This is a genomic window from Bradyrhizobium sp. AUGA SZCCT0158 (assembly GCF_018130065.1).
In the GTDB taxonomy this organism is placed as follows: Bacteria; Pseudomonadota; Alphaproteobacteria; order Rhizobiales; family Xanthobacteraceae; genus Bradyrhizobium.
This window is the reverse complement of sequence record NZ_JAFCME010000006.1, coordinates 17953-44569: the sequence shown is the minus strand read 5'-3', so window position 1 is coordinate 44569 and position 26617 is coordinate 17953. Positions and strand designations below refer to the sequence as shown.

The window sequence follows — 26617 nt, the reverse complement described above, 5'->3', positions numbered from 1 at the left end:
ACACGATGAGCTTCAAGCCACATGCGGCACGGCCGCAAAGCGGCTGACCACGATATCGCGCTTGGTTTCGTCGACCCGCACCGTCATGTCGAACCGCTCGCCGTGAAGCTCCTTGGTGAGCACCTCGGCGTTACGATGCAGCCAGCTGATGCCGGCGCCATCGGAGGCGTCGATCGAAAGATCGAGCGTCATCCGGAAGGCGGCGAGCCGATCCTCGATCGCGGTCAGCAGCGTCTCGATCCCCTCGCCGGTCTCGGCGGATACCAGGAAGCACGGCCGCTCTTCTGGCCGGCGCGCGGCCATGTTGCGCAGGTTGTCACGCTCCTCGGGATCGAAGCGATCGATCTTGTTCCAGACTTCGAGGATGCGCGCGCCTGCGTCCGGGTCGATCCCGAGCTGGCGCAGCACGGCATCGACGTCGCGCTCCTGTGCCTCCGCGTCCTCGTGCGAGATGTCGCGGACGTGCAGGATGATGTCCGCTTCCAGCACCTCTTCCAGCGTGGCGCGAAACGCGGCCACCAGTTGCGTCGGCAGGTTGGAAATGAATCCGACCGTGTCCGACAGCATCGCCTTGCCGCCATGCGGCAGGCTCAGCGCGCGCAATGTAGGATCCAGTGTAGCAAACAGCATATCGGCGGCCTGGACGTCGGCGCGGGTCAGGCGGTTGAACAGCGTCGACTTGCCGGCGTTGGTGTAGCCGACCAGCGCGACCACGCGATACGGCACCCGCTGGCGGCCGGCACGATGCAGCCGTCGCGTCGCCTGCACCTTCTTGATTTCGTTCTCAAGGCGCGTGATGCGGTCGCCGATCAGGCGTCGGTCGGCCTCGATCTGGGTCTCTCCTGGGCCGCCCATGAAGCCGAAGCCGCCGCGCTGGCGCTCCAGATGGGTCCATGATCGCACCAGCCGGCTGCGCTGATAATTCAGATGCGCAAGCTCGACCTGCAGCGAGCCTTCCTTGGTCTTGGCGCGACGGCCGAAGATTTCCAGGATCAGCCCGGTACGGTCGAGCACCTTGGTGTCCCAGGCCTTCTCGAGATTACGCTGCTGGATCGGCGACAACGCGCAGTCCATCACCACGAGTTCAATGTCATGGCCTTTGATGAGGCCGAGGATCTCCTCGACCTTGCCCTTTCCGAGATAGGTGGCAGGCCTGATCTGGCTGATCGGAGCGATCAGGGAATCGCCGACCGACAGGTCGATGGCGCGCGCCAGACCTGCGGCCTCCTCCAGCCGCGCCTCGGAATCGCGCACAGCCTCGTTCGCTTGCGCATCGACATCGCCGCGGCGCATACGCAAATAAGGACCGATGACGATCACCCGCCCGGTCTGTTTGCCCCCCGCCGACCGCGGACGGTCGGCGCCCCCTTCACGATTGAGGGGTTCCAATCAGGTCACTCTCAAGCCGGAGCATCCTCACCGCCTTCGAACAACTGGATCGGAGCGCCCGGCATGATGGTCGAGATCGCGTGCTTGTATACAAGCTGCGAGTGACCGTCGCGCCGAAGCAGCAGGCAGAAATTGTCGAACCAGGTGACAATCCCCTGCAGCTTTACTCCGTTGACCAGAAAGATCGTTAGTGGCGTTTTGGTTTTGCGAACGTGATTTAGGAAGGTGTCTTGTAGGTTTTGTGCGCGGTCTGCCGCCATTGTTTTTGTCCCGCCGTCTTGTGCTTCTTTTTGTTAACCGGTTGTTGCTCTCTGACGGAGCCTGCCCCGGCTGCCGGCTTCCCCTGAGATCCCCCTCCGGTCGGCTCGGCAGTTCGATTAGAGGGTACGCGCGGTTTTTAGGCAAGCCAGTTCGCGCGTCACCCACGCGGAACCTAGTGACCATTCTCCGTAGAGCTCCGGAAAGAGATGAATATTCTCAAGCAACTGCATGGATCGGTGGCGTAGAATCGCTTGCGGCCGCCGCCCGGCTAGCACGCGAATAAGCGATGCAAATAGCTTTCGCGCAACACGTGCTCAACCAACTCCGAGCGCCTTGAGCTTGCGATGCAGGGCCGACCGCTCCATGCCGACGAATTCCGCCGTGCGAGAGATATTGCCCGAGAACCGGCTGATCTGGGCAATCAGATAGTCGCGCTCGAACACTTCGCGCGCTTCGCGCAGTGGCAAGCCCATGATGTGTTCGCCATTGTTGCTGGTCGGCATGGCCGGCACCATCGAGCCGACGTCCTGCGGCAACATGTCGGCGGTGACGATCGCTTCCGGACCGCCGCCGGCCAGGATCATCACCCGCTCGACGTTATTGCGGAGTTGGCGGACGTTGCCGGGCCAGACATGCGACTGCAGCACCGCCATGGCATCCTGGCCGATCTGGCGTTTCGGCAGGCCGGTCGCGATCGAAATCTGATCCATGAAGTAGTCGATCAGTTCGGGAATATCTTCGCGGCGTTCCGACAGCGGGGGCACCCGGATCGGCACCACCGATAGCCGGTGATAAAGGTCCTCGCGGAAGCGCCCTTCGGCGATCTCCTCTTCCAGATTGCGCGCGGTCGAGGAGATGATGCGGACGTCGACATGGACCTTGGCGGTGCCGCCCGAACGCTGGAAGGTCTGATCGACCAGCACGCGCAGGATCTTGTTCTGGGTTTCGCGCGGCATGTCGGCGATTTCGTCGATGAACAGCGTGCCGCCATGGGCCTCTTCGAGTGCGCCGGCCTTGCGCGCCTGTTCGCCATTGGTCTGCTCGACCCCGAACATTTCGACTTCCATCCGCTCCGGCGTGATCGCCGCTGCGTTGATGACGACGAACGGCCCTTCGGCGCGGCTCGATGCGTGATGCAGCGTCCGCGCCGCCAGCTCCTTGCCTGAACCGGGAGGGCCGACGATCAGAATGCGGCTGTTGGCCTTGGCTGCCCGGTCGATGGTCTGGCGCAGCTGGTTCATGCAGGCCGAGCGCCCGGTCAGAACGCTAGCAGCCGGAGCCAGTTGCTTGAGTTCTTTTACCTCGCGCTTGAGGCGCGAGGTTTCCAGCGCCCGTGTCGCCACCAGGATCAGGCGGTCCGATTTGAAGGGCTTTTCGATGAAGTCATAGGCGCCGCGCTTGATCGCGGCGACGGCCGTTTCGATGTTGCCGTGGCCGGAGATCATCACCACGGGCACGTCGGCGTGATCCTTCTTGATTTGCTCGAGCAATTGCAGGCCGTCGAGCTTGGAGCCCTGCAGCCAGATGTCGAGAAACACCAGATGGGGGCGACGGTTGGCGATCTCGGCGAGCGCCGAATCGCTGTCGCGCGCGGTCCGCGTGCTGAAGCCCTCATCGTCCAGAATGCCCGCAACAAGGTCCCGGATATCTGCTTCGTCGTCGACAATCAGAATGTCACTGGCCATGGGTTACACCTGTCTTGTCAGTTGCCTGTTGCGGCTTTGATTTTTGGTTCATCATTAGTCGCGTTTGCCGCCTCATTGGTTTCGGAAGCCGGCGCTTTTGTTTCGTCGCCCTGCTCTTTTACGGCCGCAGCCGGTTCTTTCGCTTCAGCCTTCGGCGCCTGACCGGAGACGGCAAAGCGCAACCGCATCCATGCCCCGCGCTGCCCCGGCCGGAAGTCAGAGGCATCCTTGAGCTCGATGCGGCCGCCATGGTCTTCCAGCACCCGACCGACGATCGCGAGCCCAAGCCCGGTGCCCTTCTGCCGCGTCGTCACGTAAGGCTCTAGCAGGCGCGCGCGAGCCGTCTTAGGCAGGCCGATACCGTTGTCTATCACGTCGATCACGATATCGTCGTTCTCTTGCGCGGCGACGACATCGATACGCCCCTTGCCAAGCTCGTCCGGCGGAACCTGCTCGATCGCTTCGGTCGCGTTCTTGATGATGTTGGTCAAAGCCTGCGAAATCAGCCGGCGGTCGAACTGCGCCCGAATCGGGTCTTGCTTGATTTCGGTCTCGATATCGAGGTCGGGATGCCCGACTTTCATCAGGAATACCGCCTGCCGTACGGTATCGGCAACGTCCTCGCCTTCCATCACCGGCTTCGGCATCCGCGCAAAGCGGGAGAACTCGTCGACCATCCGCCTGATGTCGTCGACCTGGCGCACGATGGTGTCGGTGCATTGCTCGAAGATGCCCTTGTCCTCGATAATGACCTTGCCGAACTTGCGGCGGATACGTTCGGCCGAAAGCTGGATCGGCGTCAGCGGATTCTTGATTTCGTGGGCGATGCGGCGCGCCACGTCGCCCCAGGCCGAGGTGCGCTGCGCAGAAACCAAATCCGTGATGTCGTCGAGCGTGATGATGTAGCTGTCGCGCGATTGCCCGGTCTGTTCGGCGCTGACGCGGACCGACAGATTGCTCTCATGGCCGTCGCGGGTGATGGTGATCTGGCCCTGCACCAGCTTCTGCGTACCCTCGCGGGCGGTTTTCATCATGTCGTCGAGTTCGGGCAGCACGTCCGACAGCGGATGATCGAGCGTTTCCGATTCCACATGACCGATGAGTTTTTCCGCCGAACGGTTCAAGATGCCGACGCTGCCGGAGGCATCGACGCCGATGATGCCGGCGCTGGCCGAGGACAGCACCGCTTCGATGAAACGGCGGCGGCTGTCGATCAGGTCGCTGGCGCTGACCAGTTCATCGCGCTGGGTGCGCAGTTCCTGGGTCATCTTGTTGAAGGTCTCGCCCAATTGGGCCAGATCGCCTTCCGATTTATGGACGGGTACCTGGACGTGCAGATCGCCGGTGGAGACGATGTTGGCGGCGCTCATCAAATTACGGATCGGCGCCACCAGCCAGTTGGCAAAGTTCAACCCGATCAGCACTGACGCCATCAGAATCGTAAGCGCGATCACCGCGAACATCAGCGCGAAGGCGACCTGAATGCCGAGCCGGCGTGCTTCGATCTGGGCATATTCGGCGACGCTGGCCTGGGTCTGCCGCAACTGCCCAACCACCCGTGGATCGAGCAGGCGCGCGACGTAGAGGAAGGTATCGTCGAAGGCCCGCAGGCGGACCACCGCGGCGACGTAATTCTCTTCCGGGAAAACCGAAATCTCGGGTTTGTCCTCGCCGACATTGTCGAGCAATTCCTTTGGCGGCGTCGCAAAGGCTTGCCTGATGCCGGTTTGCGCGGACACCACGACGTTGCCTTCCTTGTCGAGCAGCATGGTGCCCGGCAAGTTGCGCTTGGAGGCACTCGCCGTCAGCAATTCCAGAAACGTACGCCGGTCCTGGACGAACAACGGCCACGCGTTGGCGATATCATTGGCCATGCCCAGGATGTCGCCATTGATGAGCTGCGCGTGCTCGTAGGTGTAGGCCCGCGCGATGATCAGCGAATTCTGGATTACCTCCCGCGTCGGGCCCGAGAATAGCCGGTCGAGGCCGCGATCGATGGTGACGTTGGCCACGATCGCCACCAGCACTGCCGGCAGCACGGCAATCACCGAGAACAGACCCACGATCTGGACGTGCAGCCTGGCCGCCGCCTTGCCGCGGCGCCGCGCCTGCACCACCAGCCAGACTTCGCGGATGATGATGGCAACCAGCAACAGGATGCATGCGGCATTGATCAGCAGGAAGGAGTAGACGACGTTGCGCGAAGGTTCGATCGGTGTCAGGCCGCTCAGCACCACAAAGGTCAGGAACGCCGACAGCAGCGCGATCCCGACCGCAAACGGCGCCACCCACTTCCGCAGGATTCCTCCTGTGGACTGGGCAAGCGACGGGTCAAATGTAGGCGCCGAGGTGTCTGCGGTGGTCATTCCGGCAATCGGTGATCTGAAAGGCTTTGTGTCCGCCTGCCGCGGACTGATGCATTCATATCACAATGTTGCCAAATTGCGACAATTCCGCGGCGCAGCCCGCCGCGAAAGCGTTCTGTACCAGCATTTCGACGAGGTCTAACCGGCTAGCCCCCGCTGCGGTAAACCTGAATATCCAGATCCCGGATCTTCTTCCGCAGCGTGTTGCGGTTGAGGCCGAGCAAATCGGCGGCGCGGATTTGGTTGCCCCGTGTCGCCGCGAGCGCCGCCGTGAGAAGCGGCACCTCGATCTCCTTGAGGATGCGATGGTAGAGGCCCGGCGGCGGCACGCCGTTCGGGAAGCCCGAGAAGTGCGACGACAGATAGGCCTCGACCGCACCGCCGAGATTCTCGACGCCGAGCGGCGCATTGCCCCCCGAGGCCACGGCCGGCGGCGCCAACTCGCCGTCGATCACCGAACCCGTGATGACGTCCTGCGGATAGAGCGCAGCGAGCCGGCGTGCGAGATTTTCGAGTTCGCGCACGTTGCCGGGCCAGCGGTGCTGCTTGAGCCGCTCCAGCGCCAGCGTGTCCAGCTTCTTGGGCGGCAGCCCGTCTTTCTCGGCGAGCGAGAAGAAATGCCGGATGAGGTCGGGCAGATCCTCGATGCGCTCGCGCAGCGGCGGCAGCCGCAGCGGCACCACGTTGAGACGAAAGAACAGGTCTTCCCGGAACAGGCCTTGCTGGATCAGGATGCGCAGATCCTTGTTGCTCGCCGCCACGATCCGCACGTCGGTCTTGATCGGGGTGCGCCCGCCCACCGTGGTGTATTCGCCCTGCTGCAGTACCCGCAGCAACCTGGTCTGCGCTTCCATCGGCATGTCACCGATTTCGTCGAGAAACAGCGTACCGCCCTCGGCCTGTTCGAACCGGCCGGAAGCCCGCGTATTGGCGCCGGTGAACGCGCCGCGTTCATGGCCGAACAGTTCAGACTCGATCAGATCGCGCGGGATCGCCGCCATGTTGACCGCCACGAAGGGGCCGTTGCGCCGCTTGCCGTAATCATGCAGCGCGCGGGCGACCAGCTCCTTGCCGGTGCCGGACTCGCCGGAGATCATCACGGTAAGGTCGGTCTGCATCAGACGCGCCAGCACGCGGTAGATTTCCTGCATCGCCGGCGAACGGCCGACCAGCGGGATCGAATCGAATTCGCCCTCGTCGGCGGCGCTCGACACCCGCTCCTTCGGCTCCGCCAGCGCCCGGCCGACGATCGTGATCAGCTCCTTCAGGTCGAAGGGCTTCGGCAGATATTCATAGGCGCCGCGCTCCGAGGCCCGGATCGCCGTCATGAAGGTGTTCTGTGCGCTCATGACGATGACGGGAAGGTTCGGCCGCATCTTCTTGATCCGCGGCAGCAGGTCGAACGCGTTCTCGTCGGGCATCACGACGTCGGTGATGACGAGGTCGCCCTCGCCCTGGCTCACCCATCGCCACAGCGTCGCCGCGTTTCCGGTCAGGCGCACCTCATATCCGGCGCGCGAGAGAGCCTGGTTTAAAACTGTGCGGATGGCGGTGTCGTCATCAGCGACAAGTATACTACCTGCGGGCATTGATATTCCTCATCTTGCGGCCTGTGAGGCAGGCGATGGCGTACCCGAAACGTCATCGCGATTGCTTTGGTCGAATTGTTTGGTGGCGCTGAACATCGGCAGCAGCACGCGAAACGTGGTCTTCCGCGGCTGGGATTCGCATTCGATGATACCGCCGTGATCGCCGACGATTTTCGCGACGAGCGCGAGACCGAGCCCGCTGCCGGTTTGCTTGGTGGTCACGAACGGATCGAACAGGTTCGGCAACAGGTCTTCCGGCACGCCGGAGCCGTTGTCCTTGACGCAGAATTCAAGCGGCAGCGATACCCGCGACTTCTTGCCCGGCACCGACAGGCGGACACCCGGGCGGAACGCGGTGGTAAGCTGGATTTCGGCATCGCTGCCGAGATCGGCGACCGCCTCGGCGGCGTTCTTCACCAGATTGAGGAAGACCTGAATGAGCTGGTCCTGATTGGCCAGCACCGGCGGCAGCGACGGATCGTATTCCTCGACAAAGCGGACGTTGCGGGCAAAGCCCGATTGCGCCAGTCGTTTGACGTGGTCGAGCACGGAATGAATGTTGACGGGACCGCGCGCCACCGGCCGGTCGTCGCCGAACACTTCCATGCGGTCGACCAGCGTGACGATGCGGTCGGCCTCGTCGCAGATCAGCCGCGTCAGCATGCGGTCCTCGGATGAGGCCGCCTGCTCGAGCAATTGCGCCGCGCCGCGAATGCCGGACAGCGGGTTCTTGATTTCATGCGCCAGCATCGCGGCCAGCGCGATCACCGAACGCGCCGCGCTCCGATGCGTCAATTGCCGGTCCATCTTGTCGGCGATGGTGCGCTCCTGCAGCATCACGACGATGTGGCCCGGTCGCTCCGTCAACGGTGCGACGTGAAGATCGACCTGGCGGTCGCCGCCGATCCTGGGCGTGCCGAGATCGACCTTGTACTCGTTGACTGGCGAGCCGCTCGATCGCACCTGATCGATCAGCGCCAGCAGCGGACTGCCGAATGGCACCAGCTCCTTCAGCGACTGCCGTTGCAGGAACTGGGTCGAAATCTCGAAGAACGATTCGGCGGCGATGTTGGCGTCGATGATGCGCCCGTCGGGCGCGATCAGCAGCACCGGATTCGGCAGCGCATTGAGGATCGCATCGCTTTCGGAGGGCAAGCGCCGGCGTTGTTCTGCGGCCGAATTCATGCTGCAGCACTCCATGCAAAATCGTCGTAGGCGTCCTGGAGCGATCGATGTACCCGGTGCGGATCCTCCGAAGTCAGTATCTTTTGCCGCCAGCTCTTGAGTTTCTCCGCCGGCGCGCGGCTGCATTCGGCAGCGATCTCGAGCGCCCAGCCGAGATGCTTGCGCGCGTGCTTGAGGCCGATGCGCAAGCCGTAAAGGCGGCAGACTTCGTCATAGAGCGCGCGGATGTGGGCGAGTTGTTCGGCCAACGAGGGGGCGGCTTCGGGCTTTCCGGTTTCCAGCTGGCGTCCGATCTGGCCGGGCAACCAGGGCTGCCCCTGCGCACCGCGCCCGATCATCACGGCATCGGCGTCAGACATTCCGAGCGCGCTGACCGCCTTTTCGAACGACGTGATGTCACCGTTGACGACGAGCGGCACCGAGATCGCATCCTTGACCGCGCGCACCGCGCTCCAGTCCGCCTCGCCCTTGTAGAATTGACAGCGCGTGCGGCCGTGCACCGTAATCATCTGCACGCCGGCGGCTTCCGCGCGGCGCGCGAGTTCGGGGGCGTTGAGCGAGCCGTGGTCCCAGCCGAGCCGCATCTTCAGCGTCACCGGAATCTTGACGGCCGCGATCGTCGCTTCGATCAGTTTGAGCGCATGGTCGAGATCGCGCATCAGCGCCGAGCCGGACTGGCCGCCGGTCACGTGCCGCGCCGGGCAACCCATGTTGATATCGATGATGTCGGCGCCACCAGCCTCGGCAATCCTCGCCCCTTCCGACATCCAGTGGGTTTGACAGCCTGCAAGCTGAACCACATGCGGGCCGATCCCGGTCGCCTCGCAACGCAACACCGACATCGGCCGGCCATGCACGAGATCGTCGCTGGCGGTCATCTCGGAGACGACGAGTCCCGCCCCAAGGGCGGCGGCAAGGCGTCGAAAGGGGACATCGGTAATGCCGGACATCGGCGCCAGAAGAACCCGGTTGGCGACCGAAATGTCGCCTATCTTCAACGTCTTAGGGCGTGGGTCGTCCAAGCCGGTCACGGTGTTCTCATTGGTAGGGCAGCAGCGGCATTGCTACTGTCGGCGCATATTGTGAGCACAAATCTTGTGCAGTCAAGCTTCATGCCTACACTTTAGACAGTTCTATCATTTGTGCAAGTGCACTGCAACAAAAACTGCTTTTCCCACAGCTATTGGGAAACGCTCTGTTTTTACGCATTCGGCATGGTAAGGGCTGTGCGCCGCAGGGGCCCGATCCCCTCTCCTCAACCCGATCCGTCCGTAACTAGAGTCAAATGCCGAAACCTGAGCGTACAGCAGCCATCCTCGTCGCAGCGGGGCGCGGACTTCGCGCCGGCGCGGGAGGGCCCAAACAATACCGTACGATCGGCGGGCAGACCGTGATCTTCCGAGCAATGGAAGCGTTCTGCCGCCACCCCGACGTCTTCGCCGTGCAGCCGGTTGTGAATCCCGATGATGCTGCGGTCTTCAACGAGGCCGTCGCGGGGTTGCGCCATCAACCACCAACCAATGGCGGCGCGACGCGCCAGGCGTCGGTGCACGCCGGCCTCGAGGCGCTGGCCAGCGAGAAGCCCGACATCGTTCTGATCCACGACGCAGCGCGCCCATTCGTGACACCAGCGGTGATTTCGCGCGCGATCGACGCCGCCGGCCGCACTGGCGCTGCGGTTCCTGCGATTGCCGTCACCGATACGATCAAACAGGTTGGTGAGGCCGGCAATGTCGAGGCCACGCCGGACCGCGCGCGGCTGCGCATCGCGCAGACGCCGCAGGCGTTTCGTTTCGACGTGATCCTCGAAGCGCATCGCCGCGCGGCGCGCGAGGGACGCAGCGATTTCACCGATGATGCCGCGCTCGCCGAATGGGCGGGATTGACGGTGGCGACCTTTGAAGGCGATCCTGCGAACATGAAGCTCACGACCCCTGAAGATTTCGTCCGCGAGGAAGCCCGCCTCGGCGCCATGCTCGGCGACATCAGGACCGGCACCGGCTACGACGTGCACGCCTTCGGCGACGGCGATCATCTGATGATCTGCGGCGTCCGCGTGCCGCACACGCGCGGCTTTCTCGCCCATTCGGACGGCGACGTCGGCCTGCACGCCATGGTCGATGCCATCCTCGGCGCGCTGGCGGACGGCGATATCGGTTCGCACTTCCCGCCCAGCGATCCGCAGTGGAAGGGCGCTGCTTCCGACAAGTTCCTCAAATACGCGGTCGATCGCGTCACCGCGCGTGGCGGGCGGATTGCCAATCTGGAGGTCACCTTGATCTGCGAGCGGCCCAAGATCGGACCGCTGCGCGATGTCATGCGCGCGCGCATCGCCGAGATCACCGGGCTCGACATCTCCCGCGTCGCCGTCAAGGCGACCACCAGCGAACGGCTTGGCTTTACCGGCCGCGAGGAAGGCATCGCCGCGACCGCGAGCGCCACCATCCGCCTTCCTTGGGACGATCAAGGCCGGAGCCAATAGCATGAGCGGCAGCGACGCCCGCGCCCTCTCCCGCTCGCTGCTCGATCTATGCCGGATGCGCAAGCTGACGATTGCAACCGCGGAATCCTGCACCGGCGGCCTGGTCGCGGGCGCGCTCACGGACATTCCCGGCTCCTCCGACGTCATCGACCGCGGCTTTGTCACATACTCCAATGATGCCAAGCGCGCGATGCTCGGCGTCAAGGTAACGACGCTGGCGACCTTCGGTGCGGTCAGCAAGGAAACCGCTACCGCGATGGCGGTCGGCGCGCTGGAGAAGGCCGGCGTCGATCTGGCCGTCTCCATCACCGGCATTGCCGGTCCCGGTGGTGCCACACCCGGCAAGCCGGTTGGGCTCGTGCATTTCGCGGTCGCCTCGCGCGACGGCCGCATCCTGCATCGCGAACATCGCTTTGGCGCCATCGGCCGCACCAGCGTGCGCCAGCGCTCGGTGGTCGAGGCGCTGCGCATGCTGATGGAGCTGGCGCGCGGACCGCAGGCATCCGTCAAACCGCGCCGCGAGGCCGTGAGCCGGCTCCGCCCGCGTGTCGCGCGATCGACCCGCGGCAGCGCCGTCAAGCGACGACGGCCGCCGAGATCCTAGCGATCCGCCACTTCACTTCGCCGCGGCCAAAGCCTTGGCGCGGGTTTCGCTGAGCGAGGCCGCCGGCGTCAGCGCCTCCGGGCTGATCGTGAGTTCGATGATCGCCGGCAAGCGCGAAGCGACCGCCTCGTCGAAGGCCTTTGCAAAATCCTCGGTACGGTCGACCCGGGCGCCGAAGCCGCCAAAGGCACGCGCGAGCGCGGCGAAATCAGGGTTCGCCAGATTGGTGCCGGACACCCGGCCGGGATAGTGCCGCTCCTGATGCATGCGGATGGTGCCGTACATGCCGTTGTTGCAGACGATCACGATGAGAGGCAGCCGGTTTTCGACCGCGGTCATGAACTCGTTCCCGGTCATCTGAAAGCAGCCGTCGCCGGCGAATGCGATCACCGGCCGGTTCGGGTGCAGATGCTTGGCCGCAACCGCCGCCGGCAAGCCGTATCCCATTGAGCCCGATGTCGGCGCCAGTTCGGTACGGAATTGACGATAGCGCCAGAAGCGATGAACCCAGACCGCGTAATTGCCGGCGCCGTTGCAGATGATCGCATCCTCCGGCAGCCGTTCGCTGAGATCGCGCACGATCCGCGACAGCTGAACATCGCCGGGCGAACGGGTCGGCTCATTAAAGGCGAGATAGTCCGCATGCGCCGCCTTGAGTTCGTCGCCGCGCGGCTGATGCTTCGGCTTCAGTCGGCTGATCGCGGCCGCGAACGCTGCGCTCCCCGAAATGATGCCCAGTTTCGGCGCATAGACGCGGCCGATCTCCTCGGGATCCGGATAGATGTGAACCAGCGGCTGCTTCGGCTGCGGAATGTCGAACAGGCTATACCCCGATGTCGTGATTTCCCCGAGCCGGGCGCCGAGCGCAATGATCAGATCGCTGTCCCGAATCCGTTCGGCGAATTTCGGGGAGATGCCGATGCCGACATGGCCGGCGTACGCAGCGTGCAGATTGTCGAAATAATCCTGGCACCGGAATGAAGCGCTGACAGGCACCTCATGCGCGGTCGCGAAGGTTTCGAGATCGCGGCGCGCTTTATCGCTCCATCCGCCGCCGCCGACGATCAGCAACGGCTTGCGGGCCGCGGCCAGCAACTCCTCGAACTGTTGCAGGCTTTCCGCGCCCGGGGCGACGGTTTGCGGCTTGTAAGGCTGCGCATCGGGAACGTCAGCCTCGTCGGTCAGCATGTCCTCGGGCAGCGCCAGCACCACCGGACCGGGCCGGCCGGAAGTCGCGGTATAAAACGCCCGCGAGATGAATTCCGGAATCCGCCGCGCGTCGTCGATCTGCGCGACCCATTTGGTCATCGGCCCGAACATCTGCCGGTAATCGATTTCCTGGAACGCCTCGCGTTCCATCATGTCCCGCCCGACCTGGCCGAGCAGCAGGATCATCGGCGTCGAATCCTGAAACGCGACATGAACGCCCGCGGAGGCGTTGGTGGCGCCGGGGCCGCGCGTCGCAAAGGCAATGCCGGGCTTTCCGGTGAGCTTGCCATAGGCGTCAGCCATCATGGCCGCGCCGCCCTCATGCCGGGAATTGACGAAGCGGACCCGCTGGTTCTGGTACATGCCGTCGAGCGCAGCCAGAAAACTTTCCCCGGGCACGCCGAACACGGTGTCGGCACCGTGCAGGGCCAGTTGATCGATCAGAATATGCCCGCCGGTGCGCGTGGGTGCCTTGATGTCCATCACTTGGTCCTTTTGTTCTGCAAGTCGTGTAGAATTCAACCGCCTTGATTTCGATCTTTCGGCCGCACGCGCGCCTCGACGCCGGTGACGGCCTCGTAAGCCTTGATCACGGCCGTGCAGGATTCGCCGTCATGACCGAGCAAGGCGGCCTGCCGGTAGGTCTGGTGCACGGCATCGGCCATGAAACCGGGCAATCCGGCGTCTTCCAGCCAGCGCGCGTAATAGCGCACGTCCTTGCGGGCGTTCGCCAGCGACATCAGCGGGGTAAAGTCGCCGTCGAGCGTCGCCTGGCCGTAGAGGTCGAGCATGCCGCTCTTGCCGCCGGCGGCCGAGATGATGGTGATCAGCTGCTTGAGATCGAGGCCGTCCTTCGCCGCCAGCGCAAACCCCTCGCACCACGCCGCGACGTTGGCAAAGGCGATGTAGTTGTGGATCAGCTTGAGGCGGATGGCGTGGCCGAGCGGGCCGATGTGGAAGATGTTCTCCGCATAGCGCTCGAAATAGGGCCTGAGTTCTGCGAGCAAGTCGCCGTCACCGCCATAGAGCACATTGACCTTGCCGGCGTCCGCGTGCTTCGGGGTCCGCGTCATCGGCGCCTCGGCATAACGCCCGCCGGCTGCACGCACCAGTCGATCGAGTTTATCGACCATTTGCGGGCTGCCGGTGGTGTGATCGACGACCACGAAATTCGGCGCCGGTCGGGCGAGCAGTCCGTCCGGTCCCGTCAGCAGCGCCTCGACGTCCTCGGCGGCATTGACGCAAATCATGATGATGCGGCATTCGCCGATGTCGCGAAGACCGCCCGCCGCCGTCGCGCCCTGGGATTTGGCAATGGCAACCGCCTCAGGGTTCAAATCGTACGCCGTGACGGCGACACCCTTGGCGAGGAGGTTCTTGACCAGCCCGCGCCCCATTCCGCCCAGGCCGATGAAGCCGACGCGTTCCAATGCCGTCATGTCACGCCCGCTTTCCATAAACCACATTCGCCCGCTTTTCGAACGCCGCTGCAAAGCGCTGGAACGCGGCGTCGAACATCGTGCCCATCAGCATCGCCAGCATCCGGCTCTTGAATTCGTAAGCTAAGAAGAAGCCGACATCGCAATCGGTTTCGGATTTGGGTTCGAAGGTCCAGCGGTTTTCCAGATTGCTGAACGGGCCCTTCAGATACTCCACCATGATCTTCAGATTGGGACGGTCCAGCGTCACCCGGCTGGTGAAGGATTCCCGCACCAGCTTGAACGACACCGTCATGTCGGCGACCACGATCTCGGTGCCGTCAGGCTGCGGCGTGCGCTGACGGATTTTCAGCGAATGGCACAACGGCACGAATTCCGGATAGCGCTCGACGTCGGCGACCAGATCGAACATCTGCTGGGCGGTGTGATGTGCCCGCCGCTTGCTTGAAAACCTAGGCATCGGCTATCTCAGCGGGATCGCGCCGCACGCGCCGCCTGCAGCCTGGCGAAATCATCGCCGGCATGATGCGAGGAGCGGGTCAGTGGGCTCGCCGACACCATCAGAAACCCCTTGGTGTAGGCAACCTTCTCGTAGCCTGCGAACTCGTCCGGGGTCACGTAGCGCATCACGGCGTGGTGCTTGCGGGTCGGCTGCAGATATTGCCCGATGGTGAGGAAGTCCACATCCGCCGAGCGCAGATCGTCCATCACCTGGAGCACCTCGTGGCGCTCCTCGCCGAGGCCCACCATGATGCCGGACTTGGTGAAGATGGTCGGATCGATTTCCTTGACCCGCTGCAACAGCCGGATCGAATGGAAGTAACGCGCGCCCGGCCGCACCGTGAGATAGCGCGACGGCACGGTTTCCAGATTGTGGTTGAACACGTCGGGTTTTGCAGCCGCGACGATCTCCAGCGCGCCTTCCTTGCGCAGGAAATCCGGCGTCAGGATCTCGATGGTCGTGGACGGGCAGCGGGCGCGGATCGCGCGGATGGTTTGGGCAAAATGCTCCGCGCCGCCATCGGCGAGATCGTCACGATCCACTGAGGTCACGACGATATGGGCGAGCCCGAGCTTGAAGGTGGCTTCCGCGACATGTTCCGGCTCGGCGGCATCGAGCGCGCCGGGCATTCCGGTCTTGACGTTGCAGAACGCGCAGGCCCGCGTGCAGGTGTCCCCCATGATCATGAAGGTGGCGTGCTTCTTGTCCCAGCACTCGCCGATATTCGGGCAGCCGGCCTCCTCGCACACCGTGACGAGGCCATTCTCTTTCACGATCTTGCGGGTATCGGCGTAGCCGCGGGTATTCGGCGCGCGCACCCTGATCCAGGCCGGCTTCGGCGGCGACAGCGCATCCGGCCGGTTCACCTTTTCGGGGTGGCGCGGGCGAACCTGGTTGGATGAGACGGTATCGACGAGAACGACCATTTGAAGCCTGAATATGTCCGAAAACTCTTGGAAACCTTAGCTAATCCGTGTCGCACTGCGCCGCAACCTCAGTTGCGGAAGGCCCGCAACCGGCTCGCCGAACCTAGCAGAGACATGCAAGATATTGCGACCTTTCCCTCCTGTTCCCGCTGATTCTCACCTCAAAATGGTTCAAATCTCCAATCCGGCCGAAGCAAAGGTCCCTCGCCTCGGCAAGGCGCTGAAACGCGCGTTTTTTGCCCGCAGCGTGCATGAGGTGGCGCCCGACCTGATCGGCGCCACGCTGCTCATCGACGGCGTCGGCGGCATCATTGTCGAGGTCGAGGCCTATCATCACACCGATCCGGCCGCGCATTCGTACCGGGGTCCGACGCCGCGGAACCTCGTGATGTTCGGCCCGCCCGGTTTTTCCTACGTCTATCGCTCCTACGGCATTCATTGGTGCGTCAATTTCGTCTGCGAAAAAGAAGGCTCGGCCAGCGCGGTGCTGATCCGCGCGCTGCAACCGACCCACGGCATTCCGGCGATGCGCCGCCGCCGCGGCCTGCATGACGAGCGCGCGCTGTGCTCGGGTCCCGGCAAACTGTGCGAGGCGCTGGGGATCACGATCAAGCACAGCGAACTCCCGCTCGATGCGCCGCCGATCGCGCTGCATGCGCGCCTTGGCGACGTGGAGATCCTCACCGGCATTCGCATCGGCATCACCAAGGCAGTGGATTTTCCGTGGCGGTATGGATTGAAGGGCTCGCGGTTTTTGAGCAAGGCGTTTTGATCGTTTCGTCATTGCGAGGAGCACTTGCGACGAAGCAATCCATTCTTTCTTTGCCGCACGATGGATTGCTTCGCTGCGCTCGCAATGACGTGGAAACAGTTTCGCATTCTCGCGACGCATTGCGCCCGAGGTTTGCAAGTGACTTCCTTGCCCTCGAGAATAGAGGGCGCAGGGAAGACCGGGTGCGCGCTGCACCCGCGGTCCCGTGTGCGAATTGTGCTAAGTAGGCTGCACACGAGCATACAGGGCAGCGGAGAACACCCAGCCTTCCCTGCGCAATGGCTTTACGGCTTATGACGCGCTCTCCCCGGTGAGACGGCCTCTATTGCCACCGTCGCCCCTCGGAAGCGTTAGCTCCCTTAAGGCTTAACGCCGTTACGGGCGTCAGGACCACTCGCTTTCGCCGTACGCTTCAGCCGCGACCGTCCATCGCAACTGTCACGTCCACCGCAACCCGCCCCTCGTCGTGACGACGGCCGATGCCCTCTGAGTGGGACGGGATAACGCAAACTCGTAGAGATGATTTGCCCGACGGCGAAAGCGAAATATTTTTTATTTCGGGGCTTGACACGATTTCCGTAAATCGGAAGTGATTTGCCCGTCGGGTCAATTTGTCGCGTCTTCTCGAACCACATCGTCATTGCGAGCCAAAGGGTCGCGCGCATGTGCGCCCGATGACAGGCTCCGCGAAACATTCCATGGCGTCGCTAACGCAAGGATGATTGCTTCCGCCTTCGCCCTTTGAAACTCGGCGGACAAGCCGCTCCTCGCAAATGACCGAACCTGCTCAGGAACCACCTTGGTCACATCCGGTTATTGTCCTGGTCGCATCGTCGTCTTCACTCGATGCGAAAGGATGCATCAGCGGCGCAACTGGCCAGGAGCACCAAAATGAAAAATCACGTTTACAAAATTCTCGAAATCGTCGGTTCTTCGCAAACCAGCATTGAGGATGCAATCAGTACGGCAATCGAACTGGCCAGCAAGACAGTCAGGAACATGGATTGGTTTGAAGTTGTCGAAACCCGCGGGCACATCAAGGACGGCAAGATTGCTCACTATCAGGTGGCCCTCAAGATCGGCTTTACGCTGGAGACGCAATAGGCCCTTGTAGGATGGGTGGAGAATGCGCGCCCGATGACAGGCTCCGCGATACCCATCAACCGCCGTCGTTGATGGACTATGATGGGTTTCGCTACGCTCTACCCATCCTACGAGCTGCCGCTACGTTTGCTACCGTGACACAGCAGTTGCACAATCAATCTTCTTCGCCGCCATTCGATCGGCTCCGAACCGCGCCGTCCATTGCGCCACAGACAGCAACAAGGTGTCAAATACCTCGTGAGCTTGATCAAACTCGCGTTGCGTCGGAGGCGGACAACCGGGCCGATTGCGAATGATCATGGTCATTGTCGACCAGCTTAACCTGCTGGCCCTGCACGCCACGATCAGTCCATACAACCGCTCGGGTTCGAGCAACGGCTCTATCGCCTCGATCTTCACCTCAGACAACAATGACAGTGCCGCCACCACGTGGATGTATTCGCTCCGAACCGCAAACCGGTTCACTGTTGAATCGTTGAGCTTGCCGGCGCGATTGAGCGCCAGGACCTCGCTCTGCGCCTGGGTGTAGTCAATCTTCTTACGCGGAGCAGCGCTGATCGGTTTGGCGTTCGTCGCTCGCGCCTGCGCAGCCGGTCGCGGTGCCGTCAAAAATCGCGCCCGCACGATGTCGGTCGCCCTTGTCAGCAGCTCGCGCAGCAAGTTCGCAGGAATGTCCAGGCGGAGGCCGAGTTTTTCGGCGAGGCTTTCGTCACGTTCCGCCCTTCCGACAAGTGTCGCGTAACCGCATTCGGAGAACCGTGCTCCCGCATTTCGGGCCAGTGCGTTGGAGACGCTGACGTCGCCAAGCCTCATCAGCGCATCGGTCAGCGTTTCGCTGAGAGTATTTCTGCCGGAGATTGCCAACAAATGCTGCTGACTGCGGGTCTGGACGATTTCAACAATGTCCGCTTCCGACAGACGATTGGAGTTTCGCAGAACGGGCGCGGCCACCAAGGGGTCATCGTGAAACGCGAGCTTGCGGATGGTCTCGCATGGCGCCAGATCTGTCGTGGACAGGGCTTCGCTCAGATGGACCAGCGTTGCTGGCTCGATCCGCCCGATCAGGGGCACCAAGACGCCATCGAACGCAGCTATCTGGGATTCACGGAGGCGATCGACATTGGACAAGAACAGGGCCGCCACCTGCTTCAGAATTCGGGCATCCCGCTGGGCCGACTCATCCTTGGCGGCACCGGTCAGTTCCGCGGTTGAATCCGGCGATGCTGCGGCAACCATGGCTAGTCTAGCTCCATGTGAAAAGTCCGGGCTGAAATTGCCTTGCAGAAAACGGCGCAAACCTCATTCTGCAGTTGTGGGTCATGCCTTTAGCGCCACGCTCTGAAACGCCTTCACGAGCGACCGTTCCAGCTTTCCATCCATGGCGCACAGGATATTGTAGGCATCCTGCCGGGACATTGGCGGTCTGTATGGCCGCGCCTCGATGAGCGCGGCGAAGATGTCGGATATCGTCAGCAATCGTACGAGGTCGGAAATCTCCGGCGCCGTCAGCGCATCGGGATAACCGGAGCCGTCCAGAAACTCGTGATGGTGCCTCACGCCATCCAGAGTCTCCGGGCTAATTCCCGGCAGAGCCTTCAATAGTTCGTAACCGATAATCGGATGGCGCTTCATGATCTCTTCTTCGTCCGGATCAAGACGTCCGGGCTTGTCGAGAATAGCCAGGGGAATGCGTGCCTTGCCGACATCGTGCAGCGTGGCGGCCAATCCGAGCCGCTTTACGTCTGCGTTGGAGAACTTGATGCTCAGAGCGAAGCCGACCGCCACGCCCGTTACCAGCAGGCAGTGCTGGAACGTGCCTTGGTGATAGCGGCGCACGTCGTCGAGCCAGACGCCAAGTCCGTTTTGCTCGATACCGTTGATGATCTCCGATGTGGCGTCCTCGGCACTCGAAAGCGTTATCGGTTTGCCCTCGCGTATCGCCGAGAACATGGATGCGAAGGCCGCCGCACCACTGGTGATCTCGGTGGATGCAACGGCGATGCCGGCCTGCGCCGCTTTCTGGGCGACGTCGATTTGCTCCAGTTTCGAAATGATTTCCTTTGGACGCGAAACCACGGCGGTCGCGCCAAGTGCATACGCCTGCGCCACCATGTGGTGCAGATGGCTCTGAACGACAAACAGCTTTTCCGAAGCGCTACGCAGGTCCTGCAGCACGCGCTTAATCTGTTCCACAGGAACTGGCTTGCGCAGATCGGCGTCAATCATCAATACGCCGCTTGAGCTGATCTTCGCGCTGGCGGCCCCCAGCAGTTGGGACTGAACATCATACTGCGGTTCCAGCATCGCGCGGATGGCTGGAATTTTCGCAGGCTCATCCGTCACGAAATGAACAAGCATGGTGCCACCTGTGAAAGCCGCCTCTGCGGTCTTTCCGGTTCAGCGAAGGTAACGGCGTACAATCATTCCGAGCAATGCAATCAATAACGCGCAATTGTACGCAAACCTCCCTAACGGGAGATTGCTACGAAGCCGGCTTCGCTCCGGACTTCTACGTAACCTTGTTGGGTGATGGAACGGCGGAACCGCCCTGCGGCCCTGATCAAGCCGGCGTGACGACGACGTAGGGAATGCTGATCAGGATAACGGCGAGTTCTGCCGCGTTGCACAGCATGCCGCCCCAGTGCAGCCGCCGCAACCGGCGTACCGCCTCGGCGTCGCCGGCGTCCCTGGCTCGGAGCTGCGCATCCCACCGCTGCAGAAACCAGCGACGCGTCCAGACCGCGAAAGCCGCGATCGATGCAATAGCAAGGGCGACAAACAGCCGGCCCGTCAAGCCAACGGCGACCGTCCCGATGGCGCCGGCAATGGCCACCATCAGGAAATAGGAACTGAACATGCCGCGCAACAGCTGGGTGACCGGCGGGATGTCGAGCGACACCAGCAGAAAGGCCGGCGCCGCCAAAAGGAAATAACCCATCGGAAACAGCAGAACGACGGTGGCGAACAAGGCGACGGGATCTGGCATGATCGACCACCCTTTCTTGCCCAGCGGGCGCGGGTTTTTCCGGCGAAAGCTTACCGCAATATCCGCCGGAAGATGCTGCCACACTATTGGGCTTTGGTCGGAGTAGCACGCAGCACGGATTGCGCCTTCTGCGAGCGACGTCGGACAGGTCGGCTCCAATCCGCCCGCCGGCTGTTGCCGCTTCGATTGTCACCCAGGGAACAGCGCCGCCGTCGCCGAGCCGTCATTGTCCTGATCAGACCGATGCAATGTTGCACCGGGACAGCAACAGGAGAAGCAACATGGAACGCGCGAACGAAAAGCCGATCGAACTGACCGCAAAAAAACTGGACGCGGTGACCGGCGGCAAGCTGGGCAACGGCACCCTGCCGTTCAATCCCTTTTCCCCGCCCCCGGTCCCGAAGAAGATCTATTGAGCCAGCGCCGGCGACCCCGACCACACCCGTCGGGCTTCGCATCCCGCGGAGCCCGGCCACTGCCTAAAAAATGACCTGCACAAACAACGTGCAATTCACCTCCGTACAACTACCCAAGCGGACCTCAAAATTAAACCACCTATTAGGCAAGACTCGCGACAACGGAGGGAACGTGCGCCCACCTAAATCCCGATTCGCTCTGCAGGAGATCGATCGAGGGGGCGAAGGCAGAGGAAATTCGAAATGTCCGTCGCGCTTGCAAGATCGACCGCCAAAACCGCGGCCTATTCAGCGACCGACACGGATGAATCCGACATCTCCGCGCTGATCTCGCGGCTCACTGCCGAGGTCAACCAGGTCGCCTGCGACAAGACCAGATCGATCCAGAAGATCACCAACCAGATGAAGATGCTGGCGCTGAACGCGTTGATCGAAAGCTCGCGCGCCGGCGCGCAAGGCGCCGGCTTTGCCGTGGTCGCGCAGGAAGTCCGCAATGTCGGACAGCAGGTCGAGACCATTGCGCGGGAGCTCGAGAGCCAGCTCACCAACCGCACCGGCGATCTGATGAACTCGATCGCGCGAATGAGCGACCGGTCGCGCGGCGAGCGCATGGTGGATCTGTCGCTCAACGCCATCGAGTTGATCGACCGCAACCTCTATGAGCGCACCTGCGATGTGCGCTGGTGGGCCACCGATTCAGCCGTCGTCGACTGCGCCGCCTCCCCCGATGCTTCGGCCGTAGCCCATGTCTCGGAGCGCCTCGCGGTGATTCTTGGCGCCTACACCGTGTATCTGGATCTGTGGCTCTGCGATCTCGACGGCAACGTGCTGGCCAACGGGCGGGCGGATCGCTACGGCGTCGTCGGCCAGAACGTGGCGTCGACCAAATGGTTTCGCGACGCGCGGGCTTTGCGAACGGGCGACGACTATGTCGCAGGCGACGTCGAATCCCAGCCCCTGCTCGGCCATGCCCAGGTCGCCACCTATTGCGCCAGCGTGCGCACCGGTGGCAGGGCGAACGCCGCCGCGACCGGCATTCTGGCGATCCATTTCGATTGGGAAGCGCGGGCCCGCGCCATTGTCCAGGGCGTGCGCGTCGGCGCCGCCGACAAGGCCCGCGTGCTGCTGGTCGATTCGCAATTCCGCGTCATCGCAGCCTCCGACGGCCAGGGCATCCTCAGCGAGCGCGTGCAGCTTTCACTGGATGGACGGCGCAGCGGTTTCTACCAGGACCGATCAGGCACGCTGGTCGCGTTTCACGCGACGCCGGGGTACGAGACGTATCGGGGGCTTGGCTGGTATGGGGTGATATTGAGCGCGGCGACGTAGCTCCGGTGCGCAGCCACCAGAACAAATTTTGCTCGAAATCCTTTCGCCGAGCGGGCGAAAGGATTATCTTTGAGCCATGACCAAGCTGCTTGAACGTGCCGTCGAAAGCATCCAAACCCTCCCCGCTGAGGTCCAGGACGAGCTCGCGCGCCTGCTTCTACAGGTGGCCGGCGAAGAGCAACCGATCATCCAGTTGACGCCCGAGGAACACGCCGACATTGCCGACGCAGATGCGGAGATCGCCCGGGGCGAGTTCGCTACGGACGAACAGATTCGCTCCCTGCTGGCGAAGCGCCCCGTGTGAAGCTGCGCGTTACAAGCCGCGCGGCGGCGCAGATCGAACAGGCGCTTGACTATATCGAGGCGGACTCGCCCCAATCCGCAAACCACATGCGAGGGCGAATTCAGGCTCTGTTCCTCTTGCTGGAGCAGCACCCTCACGCGGGGCAAGCGACCGACATTCCTGGTGTGAGGCGCCTCACCGTCAGCCCATATCCCTATCTGATTTTCTATCGCGTCACCGGCCACGAAGTTATCATCCAGAGGATGCGCCACACATCTCGTCGGCCGCTCACGGGATCGGGAACGAAGTGACGGCTAGCGTAGCCGGATGAGCGCAGCATTGTGAGCCCGCTCCACTCTTACGGGCTACTGGCTAACAGCCCATCCTGTCTGCAATGCGGCCAAAATCCTTCGCAACAATGTCCCAGTCGCCCGTGGCTTCGAAATCGTATTTCTGCAGGGGGCCGTATTCGGTCGGGCGCGCGACGAAGGCGGTTTTCAAACCGTACTTCTGCGCGGCTTTCAAATCCTGGTTATGCGCGGCGACCATCATCACCTGCTCCGGCGGCAGACACAGCAGTTTTGCCGCGCCGAGATAGGTTTCGGGATCGGGCTTGTAGTGCTCGAACAGTTCGGCCGACATGATCAGGTCCCACGGCAGGCCGGCGAATTTCGCCATGTTGGTCAAGAGCGCGACGTTGCCGTTGGACAGCGGCGAGATGATGTATTTTGTCTTCAGCCGCGTCAGGCCGGCGACGCTGTCCGGCCAGGGATGCAGGCGGTGCCAGCCCATGGTGAGGTAATGCAAATCGGCGTCGTCGAGGCCTGATATGCCGAGCTGCGCGACCAGCTTTTCCAGCGATTGCCGGTGCAGCGTGTCGAGGATCATGTAGCCGCGTTCGGGATGCTTTCTCACTTCATCCATCGAGGCCGAATAGACCGCGCGCCAGCCGTCAACGAGCGCGGTCCAGTCCGCCTCGATGCCGCGCTTCTCGGACCACTTTGTAAAATCCGCGATCAGGCTGCTGCGCCAGTCGACGACGGTGCCGAACACATCGAACACCAGGGCCTTGACGGCGGAAATATCGGACATGCTTGCTCCCTGTTTTTTTGTTGTTGTTGTCATTCCGGGGCGCATCGAACATGCGACCCGGAATCTCGAGGTTCCGGGTTCGCTTCGCGCCCCGGAACGACGACGACTAAATCACCTTTCGGTATTGGATGAATCCGAGATTGTCGGCAACCTTGTCGTAGAGCGCACGCGCCTGCGCGTTGCTGGATTGCGTCAGCCAATAGACCCGGCTTGCCCCCGCCGCCTCGGCCTTTTGATACACCGCCTCGATCAGCGCACGCCCGAGCCCATGGCGGCGCGCGTCATCCGCGACGTACAGATCTTCGAGGTAACAGTATCGCTTCGGCGCCCAGGTCGAGCGATGGAACAGGTAGTGCGCGAACCCGGCGAGCCGGCCATCGACATAGCCGCCGAGCGCAAACATCGTCTCGTCCGGATCGTGAAACCGCGACCAGGCAAGATCGCTGACGTCCTGCGTCAGCGCCGTCTTGTAGAAGGCGAGATAGCTGTCCCACAGCGGATTCCACGCCGCGCGTTCGTCTTCGCCGATCGGCCGGATGATGATTTCTCCAGCCATATGCATGTTCCTCAGTCGAGGTGGAACTTGTCCAGCTGCCGGTGCTCGGCCTTGATGTAGCGGACAGTACCAGTGACCGAACGCATCACGACGGTTTCGGTTTCGATGACGTCCTTGCGGAACTTGACGCCGGAGAGCAGGGAACCGGTGGTAACGCCGGTCGCCGCGAACAGGCAGTCGCCCCGCGCCATGTCCTCGATGCCGTAAATCATCTTGGGATCGGTGACGCCCATCTTGTGGGCGCGCTCGCGCTTTTCCTCGGAGTCGAGGATCAGGCGGCACTGCATCTGGCCGCCGATGCAGCGCAACGCCGCTGCTGCCAGCACGCCCTCGGGCGCACCGCCCGTGCCGATATACATGTCGACGCCGGTATTGTCAGGGTCGGCGCAATGGATTACGCCGGCGACGTCGCCGTCGGTGATCAACCGCACCGCGGCGCCCGTGCTGCGAACGCCGGCAATGATGTCGGCGTGGCGCGGACGATCGAGCACCAGCACGGTGATGGCCGCGGGATCGACGCCCTTTGCTTTGGCGAGCCGGCGCACATTGTCGGCGGGCGAAGCGTCAAGTTCGACCACGCCCTTGGCGTAACCGGGACCGACCGCGAGCTTTTGCATGTAGACGTCGGGCGCGTGCAGCAGCGTGCCGCCATCGGCCATCGCCATGGTCGCGATCGCGCCCGGCATGTTCTTGGCGCACAGCGTGGTGCCTTCGAGCGGATCCACGGCGATGTCGACCTGCGGGCCGGCGTTGAGGCCCACCTTCTCGCCGATAAACAGCATCGGCGCCTCGTCGCGCTCGCCCTCGCCGATCACGATGGTGCCTTCGATCGGCAGCTTGTTGAGTTCGCGCCGCATCGCGTCGACCGCAGCCTGGTCGGCCGCCTTTTCCTGGCCGTGGCCACGCAAACGCGCGGCCGAAACCGCAGCGCGTTCCGTTACCCGCACGATTTCAAGCGTAAGAATGCGCTCGAGCAACAGCTGCGGCGGAACGGAAATATGGGTCGACATACCAAGCACTCCTTTGAGTCTTCACAGCGCACCATTCGGTCCGCATATCAGTTTCTTGTGGCGCACAATCTGGGGATCGCGCGTGTGCGCGACCCGGGGGATTGCGCGCTAGTTCTTCTCGATCCGTATCACCTGCGGCCGGCCGCTGATCACCTTGTCGCGCTGCACCGCTTCCAGCGCACGATAGACCGCATCTTCCGAGGTTGCATAGGTAATCAGAATAACCGGAACCGGTGACGTTTTCTTGGTCGATCCGTTGGCGTCAACGCCGTCGGGATGACGCTGTACGATCGATTCCAGCGATATCTTCTGTTCCGCCAGACGGGTCGCGATGGTGGCAGCGGTTCCAGCGAGGTCGCGCGCCATCAGGCGGATATAATAGCCGCCCTCATGGCGTTCCATCGGCGCTTTTGTGGTCGCGCGCAGGCGCTCAACCGGGCGTCCGAACGGATTGGCGCGAATCCCGCGCGCGACATCGGCGATGTCGGCAACGACGGCGGACGCGGTAGCCGCACCTCCGGCGCCCGGGCCGACCAGTGTGATCGGCGGAATGCCCTCGCCGTCGATGGTGACGGCGTTGGTGACGCCCATGACTTGCGCAATCGAGGAGGATTTCGGCACCATGGTCGGATGCACGCGCTGTTCGATACCCTTCGCCGTCCGCACCGCGACCCCAAGCAATTTGACCCGATAGCCGAGTTCCTCAGCGGCGCGCAGATCTTCCGGCGCGATCGAGGAGATTCCTTCGACGTACACCGCGCTCTGTGCAACCTTCGTGCCGAACGCGAGGCTGGCCAGGATCGCAAGCTTTTGGGCGGTGTCGTGGCCATCGACGTCGAACGACGGATTGGCCTCGGCATAGCCGAGCCGCTGCGCGTCCTTCAGGCATTCGGCAAACGACAGGCCCTCCTGCTCCATCCGGGTCAGGATGTAATTGCAGGTGCCGTTGAGGATGCCATAGACGCGATTGACTGACGTGCCGGCCAGCCCCTCGCGCAGGGTCTTGATGACGGGGATCGCAGCCCCCACCGCCGCCTCGTAGTTCAGCGCGCCGCCATGCTTCTCGGCGGCTTTCGCCAGCCGCACGCCGTGCTTGGCGATCAGCGCCTTGTTGGCGGTCACCACCGACTTGCCTGATTTGAGCGCGGCTTCGATCGCCGACAGCGCCGGATCGCCGGAACCGCCCATCAGTTCGACGAAGCAATCGATGCCGGGGTGATTGGCCAGCGCCAGCGGGCTTTTGACCCATTCGATGCCGCGCAGATCGAGCTTGCGCTTCTTCACCTTGGAGCGCGCGGTGACGGCGACGACCTTCACGCCGCGTCCACTGCGCGCCGATAGGGTGCGCGCCTGTGCTTCGATGAGGCGGACGACTTCGGCGCCAACAGTGCCGAGCCCCGCGATGCCCACTTTCAGGGGTGCGACCATGACC

26 protein-coding genes are annotated in these 26617 nt (G+C 62.9%); 8 read left to right on the top strand and 18 right to left on the bottom strand.

Translation table 11 applies throughout. The features are described from left to right. Positions 1–12 precede the first annotated feature (12 nt). The 7 genes from hflX to dusB form a co-directional block, all read right to left on the bottom strand. Positions 13–1389 (bottom strand): GTPase HflX, encoded by a 1377-nt coding sequence (gene hflX / locus JQ574_RS10465; protein ID WP_212383482.1) that lies wholly within the window; start codon positions 1387–1389, stop codon positions 13–15. 11 nt (positions 1390–1400) lie between these two features. Then, positions 1401–1649, bottom strand: a complete 249-nt coding sequence (gene hfq, locus JQ574_RS10460) for an RNA chaperone Hfq (protein ID WP_006020546.1) — start codon at positions 1647–1649, stop codon at positions 1401–1403. 315 nt (positions 1650–1964) lie between these two features. Beyond that, positions 1965–3335 carry a sigma-54 dependent transcriptional regulator gene (locus JQ574_RS10455; protein WP_212031419.1) on the bottom strand — a complete coding sequence of 457 codons (1371 nt, stop codon included), beginning with the start codon at positions 3333–3335 and terminating at the stop codon, positions 1965–1967. 17 nt (positions 3336–3352) lie between these two features. Beyond that, entirely contained in the window at positions 3353–5701 is a 2349-nt protein-coding gene (locus JQ574_RS10450) for a PAS domain-containing sensor histidine kinase (RefSeq protein ID WP_212208735.1), read from the bottom strand. 146 nt (positions 5702–5847) lie between these two features. Beyond that, entirely contained in the window at positions 5848–7290 is a 1443-nt protein-coding gene (gene ntrC / locus JQ574_RS10445; protein WP_212275242.1) for a nitrogen regulation protein NR(I), read from the bottom strand. A gap of 9 nt (positions 7291–7299) precedes the next feature. Then, positions 7300–8475 carry a nitrogen regulation protein NR(II) gene (locus tag JQ574_RS10440; protein ID WP_192735942.1) on the bottom strand — a complete coding sequence of 392 codons (1176 nt, stop codon included), beginning with the start codon at positions 8473–8475 and terminating at the stop codon, positions 7300–7302. Then, positions 8472–9473: a tRNA dihydrouridine synthase DusB gene (dusB, locus tag JQ574_RS10435; RefSeq protein WP_212208801.1), complete on the bottom strand. Its 1002-nt coding sequence runs from the start codon at positions 9471–9473 to the stop codon at positions 8472–8474. Before dusB ends, JQ574_RS10440 begins: the two co-directional genes overlap by 4 nt. Before the next feature lie 287 nt (positions 9474–9760). Here dusB and JQ574_RS10430 point away from each other — a divergent pair, with 287 nt between their 5' ends. Then, a complete protein-coding gene (locus tag JQ574_RS10430; RefSeq protein WP_212208737.1) occupies positions 9761–10957 on the top strand; it encodes a bifunctional 2-C-methyl-D-erythritol 4-phosphate cytidylyltransferase/2-C-methyl-D-erythritol 2,4-cyclodiphosphate synthase in 1197 nt (398 codons plus the stop codon). A gap of 1 nt (position 10958) precedes the next feature. Continuing rightward, complete coding sequence (locus tag JQ574_RS10425) at positions 10959–11561, top strand: CinA family protein (RefSeq protein ID WP_212031415.1); 603 nt, start codon at positions 10959–10961, stop codon at positions 11559–11561. 12 nt (positions 11562–11573) lie between these two features. On the opposite strand, the gene JQ574_RS10420 is transcribed toward JQ574_RS10425, so the two are convergent. Genes JQ574_RS10420 through lipA form a run of 4 tightly spaced genes read right to left on the bottom strand, consistent with a single transcriptional unit; the run spans position 11574 to position 15637 of the window. After that, a complete protein-coding gene (locus tag JQ574_RS10420; protein WP_212208739.1) occupies positions 11574–13253 on the bottom strand; it encodes a thiamine pyrophosphate-binding protein in 1680 nt (559 codons plus the stop codon). A 35-nt stretch (positions 13254–13288) separates the two neighbouring features. Then, positions 13289–14209, bottom strand: a complete 921-nt coding sequence (locus JQ574_RS10415) for an NAD(P)-dependent oxidoreductase (RefSeq protein ID WP_212208740.1) — start codon at positions 14207–14209, stop codon at positions 13289–13291. Between the two features lies 1 nt (position 14210). Next, positions 14211–14669 carry a type II toxin-antitoxin system RatA family toxin gene (locus JQ574_RS10410; protein ID WP_212208742.1) on the bottom strand — a complete coding sequence of 153 codons (459 nt, stop codon included), beginning with the start codon at positions 14667–14669 and terminating at the stop codon, positions 14211–14213. Positions 14670–14677: 8 nt separating this feature from the next. Next, positions 14678–15637 carry a lipoyl synthase gene (gene lipA, locus JQ574_RS10405; RefSeq protein ID WP_212208743.1) on the bottom strand — a complete coding sequence of 320 codons (960 nt, stop codon included), beginning with the start codon at positions 15635–15637 and terminating at the stop codon, positions 14678–14680. Positions 15638–15803: 166 nt separating this feature from the next. Between lipA and JQ574_RS10400 the strand changes: the two genes are divergently transcribed. After that, positions 15804–16409, top strand: coding sequence for a DNA-3-methyladenine glycosylase (locus JQ574_RS10400; RefSeq protein WP_212383480.1), 606 nt, complete (start codon positions 15804–15806; stop codon positions 16407–16409). Between the two features lie 891 nt (positions 16410–17300). Further along, on the top strand, positions 17301–17513 hold the full coding sequence (locus tag JQ574_RS10395; protein WP_212208747.1) for a dodecin: 213 nt from the start codon (positions 17301–17303) through the stop codon (positions 17511–17513). Positions 17514–17642: 129 nt separating this feature from the next. Here the strand turns inward: JQ574_RS10395 and JQ574_RS10390 are convergent, their stop codons facing one another. The 3 genes from JQ574_RS10390 to JQ574_RS10380 all read right to left on the bottom strand — a co-directional run bounded on the left by JQ574_RS10390 (position 17643) and on the right by JQ574_RS10380 (position 20499). Continuing rightward, the gene (locus tag JQ574_RS10390; protein ID WP_212383478.1) at positions 17643–18749 is read right to left on the bottom strand and encodes a DUF2336 domain-containing protein; all 1107 of its coding nucleotides are present in this window, start codon (positions 18747–18749) and stop codon (positions 17643–17645) included. Positions 18750–18830: 81 nt separating this feature from the next. Next, positions 18831–19871 carry an HD-GYP domain-containing protein gene (locus JQ574_RS10385; protein WP_212208749.1) on the bottom strand — a complete coding sequence of 347 codons (1041 nt, stop codon included), beginning with the start codon at positions 19869–19871 and terminating at the stop codon, positions 18831–18833. 202 nt (positions 19872–20073) lie between these two features. Continuing rightward, entirely contained in the window at positions 20074–20499 is a 426-nt protein-coding gene (locus JQ574_RS10380; protein WP_212208751.1) for a hypothetical protein, read from the bottom strand. A gap of 281 nt (positions 20500–20780) precedes the next feature. On the opposite strand from JQ574_RS10380, the gene JQ574_RS35480 reads away from it, so the two are divergent. The 4 genes from JQ574_RS35480 to JQ574_RS10365 all read left to right on the top strand — a co-directional run bounded on the left by JQ574_RS35480 (position 20781) and on the right by JQ574_RS10365 (position 22838). Next, positions 20781–20915, top strand: a complete 135-nt coding sequence (locus tag JQ574_RS35480; RefSeq protein WP_283813709.1) for a hypothetical protein — start codon at positions 20781–20783, stop codon at positions 20913–20915. A gap of 243 nt (positions 20916–21158) precedes the next feature. Further along, entirely contained in the window at positions 21159–22244 is a 1086-nt protein-coding gene (locus JQ574_RS10375) for a methyl-accepting chemotaxis protein (RefSeq protein WP_212208753.1), read from the top strand. Between the two features lie 76 nt (positions 22245–22320). Then, entirely contained in the window at positions 22321–22548 is a 228-nt protein-coding gene (locus tag JQ574_RS10370; RefSeq protein ID WP_212208754.1) for a hypothetical protein, read from the top strand. Further along, positions 22545–22838, top strand: coding sequence for a type II toxin-antitoxin system RelE/ParE family toxin (locus tag JQ574_RS10365; protein ID WP_212208756.1), 294 nt, complete (start codon positions 22545–22547; stop codon positions 22836–22838). Before JQ574_RS10370 ends, JQ574_RS10365 begins: the two co-directional genes overlap by 4 nt. Before the next feature lie 61 nt (positions 22839–22899). Here the strand turns inward: JQ574_RS10365 and JQ574_RS10360 are convergent, their stop codons facing one another. The 4 genes from JQ574_RS10360 to JQ574_RS10345 form a co-directional block, all read right to left on the bottom strand. Next, positions 22900–23619: a haloacid dehalogenase type II gene (locus JQ574_RS10360; protein ID WP_212208757.1), complete on the bottom strand. Its 720-nt coding sequence runs from the start codon at positions 23617–23619 to the stop codon at positions 22900–22902. 106 nt (positions 23620–23725) lie between these two features. Next, entirely contained in the window at positions 23726–24175 is a 450-nt protein-coding gene (locus tag JQ574_RS10355; RefSeq protein ID WP_212208760.1) for a GNAT family N-acetyltransferase, read from the bottom strand. An 11-nt stretch (positions 24176–24186) separates the two neighbouring features. Next, on the bottom strand, positions 24187–25185 hold the full coding sequence (gene glpX, locus JQ574_RS10350; RefSeq protein ID WP_192740849.1) for a class II fructose-bisphosphatase: 999 nt from the start codon (positions 25183–25185) through the stop codon (positions 24187–24189). Positions 25186–25293: 108 nt separating this feature from the next. Further along, complete coding sequence (locus JQ574_RS10345; protein WP_212208761.1) at positions 25294–26613, bottom strand: homoserine dehydrogenase; 1320 nt, start codon at positions 26611–26613, stop codon at positions 25294–25296. Positions 26614–26617 lie beyond the last annotated feature (4 nt).